The organism is Candidatus Scalindua japonica (genome assembly GCF_002443295.1).
GTDB classification, from domain to species: domain Bacteria; phylum Planctomycetota; class Brocadiia; order Brocadiales; family Scalinduaceae; genus Scalindua; species Scalindua japonica.
This window is the reverse complement of sequence record NZ_BAOS01000040.1, coordinates 18,794-32,315: the sequence shown is the minus strand read 5'-3', so window position 1 is coordinate 32,315 and position 13,522 is coordinate 18,794. Positions and strand designations below refer to the sequence as shown.

The 13,522-nt window shown below is 37.6% G+C and carries 9 protein-coding genes, 1 tRNA gene and 1 other RNA gene; 9 read left to right on the top strand and 2 right to left on the bottom strand.

Annotation, left to right across the window (positions count from 1 at the left end):
- Window positions 1-240 precede the first annotated feature (240 nt).
- Together ssrA and smpB are read right to left on the bottom strand one after the other, a co-directional pair.
- Window positions 241-597, bottom strand: a transfer-messenger RNA (tmRNA) gene (ssrA, locus tag SCALIN_RS19565).
- Window positions 598-617: 20 nt separating this feature from the next.
- The gene (smpB, locus tag SCALIN_RS19560; RefSeq protein ID WP_096896131.1) at window positions 618-1,058 is read right to left on the bottom strand and encodes an SsrA-binding protein SmpB; all 441 of its coding nucleotides are present in this window, start codon (window positions 1,056-1,058) and stop codon (window positions 618-620) included.
- Window positions 1,059-1,564: 506 nt separating this feature from the next.
- On the opposite strand from smpB, the gene SCALIN_RS19555 reads away from it, so the two are divergent.
- The 9 genes from SCALIN_RS19555 (at window position 1,565) to SCALIN_RS19520 (ending at window position 13,453) form a co-directional block, all read left to right on the top strand.
- The gene (locus SCALIN_RS19555; RefSeq protein WP_096896130.1) at window positions 1,565-3,115 is read left to right on the top strand and encodes an IS1634 family transposase; all 1,551 of its coding nucleotides are present in this window, start codon (window positions 1,565-1,567) and stop codon (window positions 3,113-3,115) included.
- Window positions 3,116-3,563: 448 nt separating this feature from the next.
- A tRNA-Leu gene (locus SCALIN_RS19550) sits at window positions 3,564-3,647 on the top strand.
- A 369-nt stretch (window positions 3,648-4,016) separates the two neighbouring features.
- A complete protein-coding gene (locus tag SCALIN_RS23550; RefSeq protein WP_261341055.1) occupies window positions 4,017-4,142 on the top strand; it encodes a hypothetical protein in 126 nt (41 codons plus the stop codon).
- A 42-nt stretch (window positions 4,143-4,184) separates the two neighbouring features.
- Window positions 4,185-4,760, top strand: coding sequence for an outer membrane protein (locus tag SCALIN_RS19545; RefSeq protein WP_096896129.1), 576 nt, complete (start codon window positions 4,185-4,187; stop codon window positions 4,758-4,760).
- A gap of 625 nt (window positions 4,761-5,385) precedes the next feature.
- Window positions 5,386-7,029: a chaperonin GroEL gene (gene groL, locus SCALIN_RS19540; protein WP_096896128.1), complete on the top strand. Its 1,644-nt coding sequence runs from the start codon at window positions 5,386-5,388 to the stop codon at window positions 7,027-7,029.
- Window positions 7,030-7,323: 294 nt separating this feature from the next.
- A complete protein-coding gene (locus SCALIN_RS19535) occupies window positions 7,324-7,737 on the top strand; it encodes an Hsp20/alpha crystallin family protein (protein WP_096896127.1) in 414 nt (137 codons plus the stop codon).
- A gap of 12 nt (window positions 7,738-7,749) precedes the next feature.
- Window positions 7,750-10,191, top strand: coding sequence for an endopeptidase La (gene lon, locus SCALIN_RS19530; protein ID WP_096896126.1), 2,442 nt, complete (start codon window positions 7,750-7,752; stop codon window positions 10,189-10,191).
- Window positions 10,192-10,831: 640 nt separating this feature from the next.
- On the top strand, window positions 10,832-11,272 hold the full coding sequence (locus SCALIN_RS19525) for a hypothetical protein (protein WP_096896125.1): 441 nt from the start codon (window positions 10,832-10,834) through the stop codon (window positions 11,270-11,272).
- A 279-nt stretch (window positions 11,273-11,551) separates the two neighbouring features.
- Entirely contained in the window at window positions 11,552-13,453 is a 1,902-nt protein-coding gene (locus SCALIN_RS19520; protein WP_096896124.1) for a 2-hydroxyacyl-CoA dehydratase, read from the top strand.
- The last annotated feature ends 69 nt before the right edge of the window (window positions 13,454-13,522 follow it).

Sequence of the window (13,522 nt, the reverse complement as noted above, 5' to 3'; positions counted from 1 at the left end):
GGACCTTAAAAGCAATTATTGCAAGATCCATTCTTCTCTCTTCCTGGATTACCAATGAGACCTGAGACCTTCGTGTTCAGCGCAACTCCTGTCTCCAAACTGCATAACTCGAAAAAGCCTCTATGCCCATCTACGGTTTCCCAGGCATCCGCAATAACTAAGATCCTTGCAGAGCCCATCTTTTGTGAAAGTATCCTTAATCATTAAATAAATAATAATGTGTTACATTAACAGGTCTAATGGTGGAAGCGGCGGGAATCGAACCCGCGTCCCAAAGTATTTCAGCAAAAGCGTCTACACACATAGTCTATCTTTTGATTTCGTCGTTTTGAATGCCGACAGACAGGCCTTCAAAACAACTATCTCAAAATAAAGTTTCATTAAACCCCCTTTGAGAGAAAAGATTTAACAATCCTGCTATTTTTCGCCCATTCAACTCCGCAGGAGAGAATTGAAAAGACGCAGCTGGTTTTACGCAGCTAATGCAAGTTCTTGATGATCTGCATTTAAGTTTTTGCCAGGTTTTTTATGAGGCCTCCTGACCACCTCAGAGTGCAACTCTTGCATCCAGTTACTCGGTCGAAACCTTTCGCCCCCTTAAGTTTACATATAACTATTTATTTTTTAACGATACGACTAATCTCACGTTCAATTGTTCTTTTCTTTATGGATTCTCTTTTATCTACCAATCGTTTGCCTCGTCCAACTGCCAACTCAATCTTTACTTTTCCTTTCCTTAAATAAATTGAAAGAGGGACTAAAGAGAGTCCCTTAAGCTGTATTTTACTAACCAGTTTTTTAATCTCCTGTTTATGAAGGAGTAATTTTCTCACACGTACAGGATCATGGTTCTCCCGATTTCCCTGCTCGTATGGACTAATGTGCAAATTATGAAGAAAAACCTCATTTTCCTTTATTTGAGCGTAACTTTCACCTATACTGACATTCTTATTCCGAACAGATTTAACTTCTGTTCCTTTTAACGAAATACCCGACTCTATTTTTTCAATAATTTCATAATTAAAGCGGGCCTTCTTATTCGTAGCTACAATTTCCATAGTGACAAACAGATCTAAAGTTTCTTATATTAACAATTAAACCTTACATTTTCAAGGCTTATTACACACTTATACACTTAAATTCGAATAACTGTTCCTGTATAATCCTTCTTTGGAGAAAGATTTACAGCCATCCAATTATCACCAGGATTAAAAGTGTATGTCTATTTGGAATTACTGAACTTATTATTGCAATAAAAGATCAAATATTATGCAATACTAAAAACCCACTAATAGATGTTGGTCATAATTTGGTAATTTTGCATAGCATAAACAACCACGGTCATCAACTGATCTTGATATAAAAGGCAGAGATTATTTTCTTGTATAAGGTTGTGTGGTGAGAGACAGAGACACTAAACGTTTGATGATTATTAATAATTGTACCTTATATCCGTAGGATTATGGAGGCATAGGTATATATATAGCCAATGAATTAATATTTGCATTAATACTGTATATACCGTACTATACGGCTATTTACTAGTTATTAAATAGTTAATACTATGGCTTATACTGTAGAGCAGAAAATAAAAGGTAGGATATACCTCTACAAGGTAGAAAGTTACTGGGATAAAGCAAAAAAGCAATCACGTCAACGAAGAACCTATATCGGTCCAAAACGGAACGTAAATAAGGATAAAACCAAGCAAATCCGTTCCAGTTTGGTCTCAAAAGGACAAGGCAACGTCTTTTTGCTAAGATTTTTATCAGACAAGCTTGGATTGACGGAGATTTTAAAATCTCTCTTTCCTGATAACTATCAAGAGATATTAGCATTAGCATTTTATGAAATTATAGAAGCCTCGGCCTTGTACCTGTTTCCTTATTGGCTTGATGAGCATAATTTGCCGAGAGTTAAAAAGATGTATTCTCCTGACATATCAAAACTGTGTGATATTTTGGGAAGATCGCAATCACAAAGGGTAGAGTTTGTTCAAAAATGGATAGAACATTTAAAGCCAATCAACGGGATATTTTACGATATAACTTCTATTTCCAGCTACTCTACAAACGTTGATTTTATAGAATGGGGTTACAATCGTGATAAAGAGAATCTACCTCAATTAAATATGGGAGTAACATTTTGCCACAATCACTCTTTACCCATTTATTACAATTTATACCCTGGAAGTATTGTAGATGTTACTACCTTAAAGAACTGCGTTGAGTATTTGAAAGTATTCAAGCTAAAAGACATTTTGTTTGTGCTGGATAGAGGTTTCTTTAGTAAAGCAAATGTATTGGAAATGAATAACAGCAAAAGCAAAGTGTCCTTTGTTCAGCCACTGCCTTTTAGCTTAAAAAAAGTAAAGACTTTAATAAAAAAAAATAAACGATTATTGTCAGATCTTTCCAGTGCCTTTAAATTCAATGAAGAGATACTGCATTACCAGCAAAGACCTTTTGAATTTGATGGAAACGAATTTGACGCACATATTTTTTTCAATGAAAAATCTGAAGTAGAACAAAAACATAATTTTTTCTCAGTATTATTCGAATACGAGGAGAAGTTTAAGGATAAAAGTTTTAAAGTGCTTAAGGAATACCTGAAATATAGAAAGTTAAATATTCCAGAACAATACAGAGATTATTTTAAATGGAATAAAACGACATTGCGGATAGAAAAAAATGCAAAAAAGATAAAATCGTTTATTTATAAAATGGGAAGCTTTGTGTTAATAACAAACAAACAACAAATGGACAAAGCGGAAGTATTAAATCTTTATCGCCAAAAAGATCAGGTTGAAAAAATGTTTGATATATACAAAAATGAAATGAATGGAGATAGGTTGCGAGCACATAGTCAATATAATGTCGATGGCCGTTTATTTATAAAATTTGTTGCGTTGATTATCTATGCAGAAGCATCAAGAGTTATGAAGGAAAAGAAGTTATTTAACAAATACACAGTAAAAGAATTATTTGCTGAACTCAAAAAATTAAAAATCACTCACATAGAGAAAAACGATCCGATTCTCAGCGAATTATCCAAAAGACAAAAAATTATTTTTGATGCTTTCGGCATCCAGGAAGACACATTGCATAGTTATTAACTTTTTTCTCCAATTTAGGTTATAGGGAAGTAAGGAGGCATGGAATTATGCAAAAAATATATCTTTGTATGGAATTAAAATATGAATTAGTAACCCCAATAACGAACCAGCACTAATAGAAATAAAATTCTGGATAGAGTATGGTGGGCAAAAGATAGCAATAACTAACATAGGTGGTAATGGTAGAGTTGTGTTACCTGGCGGATTCCATAGACGTTTAAATTTTACGCAGTCAGCACCTGCACAGTTTTTCTCATCGGGTAATACATTGGAGACAAGGTTGATTAATCCGACTACTGGAAAAAGAGCGTGACAGAAATGTAACAATAGAATACCTACTTACCTGAGCAAAGCAATAAAATATTTAACTGGAATAAACTGGTATTTATCACATAAATATCTATAATATTTTCTGATAATAACTTAAGTTGTTATTCTTCAACAACATGCCGAAGTGGCGGAATTGGCAGACGCGCTAGCTTCAGGAGCTAGTGTCCGCAAGGATGTCGGGGTTCGAATCCCCGCTTCGGCATATCTTAACTCTTTTAAACACAAATCATTAACATTTCTCTTAAATAACCGAAGACTTACAACAGAATTTCTAAGAAAACACAGAACATCCTCATACCTTCAGTAAAGACGCAAAGACCATCAAGCTTTTTGAAAAAAAAATAAGTAATTGATTTAGTCTCAACCGATAATATGTTTTGCTTTATGAAACAGGACATGATATACTTAAGATAGTTGATTGACTACAAAGCTGATGAAGGTTAGTATAAAGCGCAAGTATCAGTTATTAAATTATGCATCTCTTGTTATCCGTTAATCTAAACACTCTTAAATTTTATGTAATTTTTTTCCAAGTGTAATAAACATAAATTATTGAGAAAAGGAGAGAGATATGGACGCATCCAAAAAAAGACCAACCGTAGTAATTGTATCGGCAATTTGCATTATCTTTTTTCTTTCGGCAGGGAAGGCACTTGCCAAGGACTCCGGGTTTTACTTTAAAGTTGGTTCCGGTTAGTCCTGGTCAAAGGATGCCGACTTCGAGGAAGACAATCCAAATATCAATCCATTTCTATTTATAGTATTTCCATCGCTTACAGGTGGTGACAAGCTTGACGACATTGAGAACTCACCCATTGTTACCGGTGGCTTGGGCTATCGCTTTAACAAGAGCTTTCGTACGGATTTCACAATCTCTCGCCGTTGGGATTTTGAATTAGGCGAAGCAGATGCTGCTGGGACTTTTTTCGAAGCCGATATTAAGTCAACAGCTTATATGTTTAACGGATATTATGACTTACCGGTCAAATTGGCCAGATTTCGACCATTTGTCGGTGTTGGAGTCGGCATCGCTCATAATGACCTCGATGATATTGATTGGATTTTCCCACCTTTCAGTGGCGAAATACCAGGTGGACGCGAAACAGACTTTGCCTGGCAAGTGATGGCAGGGACAACTTTCAAGGTCAATGATCGATTTGCACTAGACCTCGGCTATCGATATTATGATGCAGGAGACATTGTAAAGGATGCTGGGCTGGATGATACCGGGCTTTGGCTTACGGGACCAGCCGAAGGAGATATGCAATCCCATGAAATATTTGCAGAATTCAATATAAAGCTCGGTAGAAAATAAGGTATTTGAGAATGCAGTAGGTTTTATTCACTAATTAGGACGTTACAGACTTACTGTTTTGCATTTTCCCCGAGTTTCCTAATAAGCTTAACATTCTTCCAAAATAACGGGAATCTGTACTATTTAATATTAATATTATTAAATCAACGAAATTTAAAATACTAATAAAAAGGGTTCACCTTAAGTATATGTATGTAAACCATTTACAAACTTGGAGACAGGTGGTTCGAATCCCCACTTCGGCACATCTCTACTTACGATACACATAAGATCACTGATATATATATAATAGCGACACCTTATGTTATAGTAAAAAACTCCTCCCCTATCTGCCAACTGCCAGTATGACACCATCTTGAGTATTCGCAATATCAAGCGACTGCCAATTAGGCAGTGAGATATAATTATCTTATTTCACTCAAAAAAAATATACCATTTTTTCTTTATCCCAAATACCGTAACCCACCTATAAAATAAGCTTTAGAGATGAATAAAGTAGAAAAAATGAATAAAACAATTTAAATACCTTATCTCAGGCATTTTTTTTGCTATTAATATCCATTCCAAAACATATAAAACTATTTTATTCAGATAGAAACTATAAAAAAAAGGAGGTTTTTAGAAAATGGCTGATAAGAAAAAAATTGTTTATGACCAGGATGCGTTTGATGCTTTAAAGAGAGGCATTAATCAACTTGCGTCTGCTGTCAAAATAACTCTTGGACCAAGAGGAAGGAACGTAATACTGCAAAAAAGTTTTGGGTCACCAACAATTACTAAAGACGGCGTAACCGTTGCCAAAGAGATAGAACTGGAAGACCACATAGAAAACATCGGAGCGCAAATGGTAAAGTCTGTAGCCGCAAAGACTAGCGATGTAGCCGGTGACGGGACTACTACCGCCACAGTGCTTGCAGAGGCAATATTCCAGGAAGGTTTGAAAAATGTTGTTGCCGGCTCAGATGCAATGGCACTCAAAAGAGGTATTGAGCAAGCCGTTGATAAAGTAGTAGATACATTAAAGGCAATGAGTATTCCTGTCAAAGGCAGGAAAGAGATAGAGCAGGTAGGTACCGTATCTTCTAACCATGATACAGAAATAGGCAATATAATCGCTGATGCGATGGAAAAAGTAGGTAAGGACGGTGTTATTACAGTTGAAGAGGGGAAAAGTCTCCAGACAGAGTCAACATGGATTGAAGGTCTACAATTTGATAAAGGATACCTCTCTCCATATTTTGTAACAGATCCAGCGAAGATGCAAACTATCCTGGAAGATCCTTACATCCTCATTCATGAAAAGAAGATTTCATCAGCAAAGACAATATTGCCGGTATTGGAAAAAGTCGCACAAAGTGGCAAACCACTAATGATAATCACTGAAGACATTGAAGGAGAGGCATTAACCCTCCTTGTCGTTAACAAGCTTCGTGGAACATTAAAATGTGCTGCTGCAAAGGCACCTGGTTTTGGCGACAGAAGAAAAGCGATGCTAGAGGACATCGCAACACTTACCGGCGGACAGGCAGTTTTTGAAGATTTAGGTATAAATATTGAAAGTATCGAGCTCAAAGACCTTGGCAGGGCGAAGAAAATTGAGATTGACAAAGACAATACAACTATTATAGAGGGCGCAGGAAGCAGCAAGGCAATACAGGGAAGAATCGAACAGATACGAACAGAGATCCAGGGCACTACTTCTGATTACGATAGAGAGAAGCTGGAAGAGAGACTCGCAAAATTGACCGGCGGAGTTGCGCTGATAAACGTTGGAGCGGCAACTGAAAGTGAAATGAAAGAGAAGAAGGCAAGGGTAGAAGACGCATTGCATGCAACCAGAGCTGCCGTTGAAGAGGGTATATTACCTGGCGGTGGTGTCGCGCTTATCAGAGCAATCGCCAAGCTGAAAGCGCTGAAGCTCAAGGGAGACGAGGCAACAGGTGTTGATATTGTTCGTAGGGCTCTGACCGCACCTTTAAGTCAGATTGTAGAAAATGCAGGAGATAATGCACCAATCGTTGTAGAAAAAGTAATTAATTCCGAAGGAAACGAAGGTTATGATGCAGGCAAAGCTAAATATTGTGATATGGTCAAGCAGGGAATTGTAGATCCAACGAAAGTGGTAAGGACTGCGATCCAGAACGCTTCAAGCATAGCAACGCTTCTGCTAACCACAGACGCAATGATAGGAAAAGTACCTGAGAAAAAGAAGGCCCCGGCAATGCCGGCAGGTGGTGGTGGATATGGTGGATACGGAGATATGTATTAAAATTCCGTCCCGCAACGCAATTGATACTAAAGCTTTTTTAAAAGCCGACCTGAAAACCCAGGTCGGCTTTTTTATTGAATGGACTTAGCAAAACTGTTATATTTTGTTTATATTTGGAGCCACGACAGTGCAGTCGTTGTTATATTGGACAATATTAAGTTAGGCCGCTATTGAGACAAAAGAGTATCACTCAAACACCCCGTCCGAGATCCGGCACTGGCAGGTGATCAGGACAACATCTCACTGAACCGACGTGTTATCTACTTTATAATTTCTCATTAATTAAACAATTTAATGGCAAAGCACAGTAGTATTGAAAAACTCTTTGAAGAGTTCTTTTTTATGGCAAAAAGCCATGATTTTGCCCCATCAACTCCATGGCAACCGCCCACTGACGTATATGAGACTGAAAAAAATATTATAGTAAAAATGGCTGTTTCCGGCCTCCAGCCAGAAGATATATCAGTACTGTTTTCTGATCAGATTCTCACGGTAAACGGAAAAAGAGACAACGACACTACCCATCATAAAGTATGTTTTCATCAAGTTGAAATTAGACACGGATACTTTGAAAGAAAAATAAAAACTCCAAAACAAGTTGACGCGAACAATATTCATGCCACATATGAGAATGGATTTATTGTAATAACTATCCCAAAAGCCGAAAAAGCGTTTAATTCTACAATATCTATTAAAATCAGCTATTAAATTTGTACTCCAATGAAAGCAAAAAAGAAAAATCCTATTAAATCTGGAAAAACGGAACTTGATAAAGCAAAGATTCCCGGGCAATTTGAGCCGGAATCTTTGACGGTACCTGATGAATTGCCTGTTCTTGGACTGAAAGATGTTGTCGTTTTCCCTCAAATGGTCACTGCTCTGGGAGTATCAACAGATGAAGAACTTAAGCTGCTTGATAACGTTTTAGCGACAAACAGATTTGTCGCACTTGTTACACATAAAGAGGAAGAAAAAAATAAGTTGGTGCCATCAGATCTGTATGAATACGGAACCGCTTCTGTTGTATTGCAAATGTTAAGGATGCCCGATGATACGGCAAAGATGCTTGTACAAGGAATATCCAGAATACATATTAAAGAGTTCACATCAATAGAACCTTTCTTTAAAGCAAAAGTAGATGTATTACAGGACGTAATAGATAAAGAAGACGTTGAAACTGAAGCTCTGGCAACAAATGCCAGGAATCAGTTTTCACGCATGATATCCGTCGCTCCCAACTTACCGGAAGAATTAAAAATAGTTACAGTTAACATAGATGATCCGGGTAAACTTTCAGATTTAATATCTTCTCACTTGAATATAAGTGTTCCTGAAAAACAGCAAATACTTGAATCAACAAATGTAAAAGAACGATTACAGAAGATAAATACTTTCATTAACAATGAAATGCAGGTATTAGAACTTGCCGGTAAGATACAAACACAAGTTAAGAACGAAATGGACAAAGGACAGCGCGAGTATTATCTACGCCAACAGCTTAAAGCGATACAGGAAGAGCTTGGCGAAGGAGATGATCAGGCTGCAGAGGTAAAAGAATTGAGAAAAAAATTAAAGCAGGCAAAGTTACCGGAAGAAGCTCAAAAGGAAGCTGACCGGGAACTCTCCCGCCTTTCAAGAATGCACCCTTCATCAGCAGAATATACTGTAGCACGCACGTACCTTGACTGGTTAATAGCGCTTCCCTGGTCAACATCTACTAAAGACAACCTGAATATTCCCAGTGCTCAAAAGGTTTTAGACACAGACCATTACAACTTGAAAAAGGTCAAGGAGAGGATTCTTGAATATTTGGCTGTCAGGAAACTGAAAAAAGACATGAAAGGACCTATCCTATGCTTTGTCGGCCCACCTGGAACAGGCAAAACATCTCTTGGCAAGTCAATAGCCAGAGCAATGGGAAGAAAATTTATCAGAATGTCATTGGGAGGAATTCGTGACGAAGCTGAAATACGAGGCCATAGACGTACTTACGTAGGCGCGCTCCCGGGTAGAATCATTCAAGGACTCCGTAAGGTCTCCTCAAATAACCCTGTATACATGCTGGATGAGGTAGACAAACTGGTATCAGATTTTCATGGAGATCCTTCATCCGCATTACTAGAAGTACTCGATCCCGAGCAGAATTATTCATTTTCAGACCATTATCTTGATGTCCCATTTGATCTATCAAAAGTAATGTTTATAACAACAGCCAACATTCTAGATACTATACCACACGCACTTAGAGACAGGATGGAAGTGTTGTACCTGCCGGGATATAGTAAAGAAGAAAAACTTGAAATTGCAAAACAGTACCTGGTCCCAAAACAATTCGAAGCTCACGGATTAAAAAGCAATAATTTAAAGATTAATGATAAAACTGTCAGGATTATAATAAGTGATTATACCAGAGAGGCCGGGCTGAGAAATCTGGAACGTGAAATTGGCACAGTTTGTCGAAAAGTAGCCAAAGAAGTTGCGTCAGGTAATACAAAGACAGTTAAAGTGAACTCCAAAAACATTAGTGAGTTTCTCGGTCCCATAAAATTCTTCTCTGAAATTGCGGACAGGTCTATTGAACCAGGAGTAGCAACCGGCCTGGCATGGACCCAATCAGGAGGAGAGATACTATTTATTGAATCTACCAGGATGCCGGGAAGCGGAAAGCTAACGTTAACAGGTCAGCTTGGAGATGTCATGAAGGAATCGGCCCAGGCTGCAATGAGCTATGTCCGTGCTAAGGCGAATACCGTGAACATTATAATAGAAGATTTCTCTAAATATGACTACCATATCCATGTTCCTGCCGGGGCTATTCCCAAGGATGGACCTTCAGCAGGTGTTACCATGGCAATTTCTCTAATATCACTATTTAAAAAAGCAGCAACAAATCCTCATGTTGCAATGACAGGAGAAATAACGCTAAGAGGAAGAGTTTTATCGGTTGGCGGGGTTAAAGAAAAAGTCCTGGCGGCAAAAAGAGCAGGTATTACTACCGTTATCCTACCAAAAAGAAACGAAAAGGATTTAATAGACGTTCCTGATAAAGCAAAAGAGAAGTTATCGTTCAAATTTGTAGAAAACGTTGATCAAATATTGCCGATTGTCTTTGGAAATAAAAAACTGAGAAAGAAACAGCAAAAATTGCAACCCGGGCGTTAGAAGCCTCCCGGGAACACACCTGAAAAGACAAGAAAACCACAACACACGCGTTTACTGCGTGTTACAAAAACATCAACATACCTGAACAGTTAATAATTTCCCTGGTACAGATTTAGTCTCTCCTAAAATATCATCTGCCTTTGAAACAGTTTCAGAAAAGTACGCAAGATCATAAAAAACAAACCAGAACTACAAACGGTATCTCCTTTGTTTATAATGCATTACACAGCCACAAACTATTTTTTCTATTTTTCAGTTTCTATATAATGCGCATAATATTTTTTCTTTTTGCCTGTTTTTCAGGTAAATATATTAAAATCTATTAAATCTTAGCACATTCACCCCATACTGTAACTCTTGTAATAAAATGTCTTTGCGACTATAAATGTTGTGTTTAAATATCACAAAGGTACAATATTTTGTATGTTTCTCAAAATTCGTACTTGACTTTTCACTCATAAACAGTATATTAGCCACTCGAAAACTTAATTGCCTGTCCTGATACTGTTTTGCTCTAACAGTAAATTTCAATCTACTTTCAACCTCCATAAAAGGAGATATATTTGAAAGGATTAGTTAATCAGTAAAAGGCGTGATTTATTGTTTTAATTTTTTGTAATTTTTCATGAAGGGGAATATAGTGACAGTATTAAAGGAAAACACTGGAGTTGCCGAAAAAATCGAGAAGAGTTTAACTCTTTTTGTAGAGTCTGTAGAGATGTCTTCAGACCTTGAAATTATTGGCACAGCATTACCATCAAAAGAAGAGGTTTTTGTAATCAGAGACTACAGTAAGACCGAAGGTATTGAAGGAGCATACGTTGAGGTGTCTATCGATGAAATCGTACGAAAAGTTACAGATTCTGACAAAGCCCAAGAGTTCGTGAGCGTAATCCAGAACGACAGGGCACCTATCGTTCTAAACGGTATTACAAGAATTGTTGGTTACTATTCCAGAGTCAACAACTGGAACAAGTCAAAAGTAGGAGAGTTGAGAGATCGTGCTAATGGCAGCTACGGACTTACTGGCCAAAGCCAGCTTTTCCAGAATGACCGCCTGGATATGATTGATTCGTTATAATGAAAGGTTTTTCTCTTGTGTAGATGTTAGTTAGAATATATATCCAAACAACTTCTCCAGGAGATATGGCACAAGAAATAAATTAATACCCCACTTAAAGGCTTATAAGGTACAAACCTTATAAGCCTTTTTTTATCCGGCCATTAACAAGCACTGAAAAGTATATAAAAACAATACATTGACTGCACAATATCACTATGATATAATCAACGATTGTAATTTTTAGACAGATAAACATATTACACAGTACTCATATAGATCTCTAAGGAGAATAAATAAATGTTAACACTTGGAATAGATATAGGCTCTTTATCAACAGATGCTGTATTAGTAAATGAAAAAAAGGAAATTGTAGCCTATGAAGTCATTGCGACAGGTGCCAGCAGTAAAAAGGCGTGTGATAAAATCTTTAAACATATCTTAGATGCTACTAAGCTGGAAACAAAAGACTTAGATTATATCGTTGCTACCGGTTATGGCCGAATCAAAGTCCCTTTTGCAAACGAAGTTGTCACGGAGATCACATGTCATGCTAAAGGCGCTAATTATTTCTTCCCGGATGCCAGAACTGTAATAGACATTGGCGGACAAGACAGTAAAGCCATAAAGCTGGACGCGAAAGGTAATGTTCTTGACTTTTCCATGAACGATAAATGTGCGGCAGGCACAGGAAGATTTCTTGAGGTAATGGCAAGGACGCTGGAGATCGAACTTGATGAAATGGGAGAACTCTCTCTTACTGGAAAAGATAATGTATCTATCAGCAGTTTGTGTACAGTCTTTGCTGAATCAGAGGTAGTTTCCCTCATTGGAGCGGACCACAAGACCCCTGACATATGCAAAGCGCTGCATATCTCTATCGCCAAAAGGGTATCAGGACAGGCAAAAAGGATTGGGCTGGAAGAATCTGTTGTAATGACCGGTGGTGTTGCCAAGAATATAGGAGTTGTGCGTGAACTTGAAAAGAAGCTGCTCTGTACTATAAAAATAGCTGAAGAACCGCAGATAATTGGCGCTCTGGGTGCAGCCTTAATTGCCTTGGAAAATGCAAGCGCTGCCACAAAAGTTGAAACCACTCAAACTACCGACAACAATAAAGTTTCAATAGCCGATGTTCAATTGGACGACGGCAGGATGCCGAAGATTGGTTATTTCTGCACTTATACACCTGTCGAAATTATTAGAGCGGCAGGATACCACCCCGTAAGAATAAAAGGTATAAACGATGAAAATGGAGCGGCTGGTGAATCCCTTCTCTGCAGTAATATATGTTCGTATATAAAAACGCTTACCGATAAAAAAGTAGCGGGAAACCTGGACCATCTTGAAGGGATTGTGTTTACTAATTCCTGTGATGGCATGAGGAGACTTTACGATGCGTGGATAAGAATAGACAAAGGAGAGAAATTTAATTATTTCCTTGATATTCCAAAAAACAGTGACGAAGCATCCGTACAATATTTTGCTGGCGAAATTAAAACATTTAAAGAAAAATTGGAAAATCACTTTAAACTTAAAATACAGAATGAAGACATCAATCGAAGTATCTCTTTGTACAATGGAATGAGAGATAACGTAATGGAATTTTTACAAAAGCAATGGAACGGATACGTTGGGTATTCCGGTTATGATATCTACACCTTATTGAAGAAGGGTATAAACGCGGCACCTGAAAAATTTCAGGACTATGTATCATCTCTCACTTCCCTGATGAAAAAAATAGGTGAGATTCCTGAAAAAGACCCGGTACCAAAACTCTTCATCTGGGGAAGTATACTGGAAAATGAAGAGATAATCAAAATGATTGAAGATGCAGGCGCCAGGGTTGTATCAGAAGATCTATGTACCGGCAGCAGGTATTTTGACAAAAAAGTAGAAATAACGAATAACCCTTACAAGTCGATATCTGAAAGATATTTAAAAAGATCTCCCTGCTCAAGGATGGTTGATGTATTCGGAAGGATCAAAAGCATAGTCTCCCTTATTGAAAGAAGAGCAATAAGTGGAGCTATCTACCACTCCTTAAAATTCTGTGATCACACTTTATATGATTATCCTCTGGTCAAGGAAGAGTTTGAGAAAAAACACATTCCTCTACTCCATATTAATTGTGATAGCGCTAAAAGTGATGGCCAGACAAAAACCAGGATTGAAGCATTTATAGAGCAACTGACTGCATGATTAAAAACACCTGATAATTTTCTCAGCCACCAATACCCGACAGGAAACATTTCCGGTAATATCAAATTA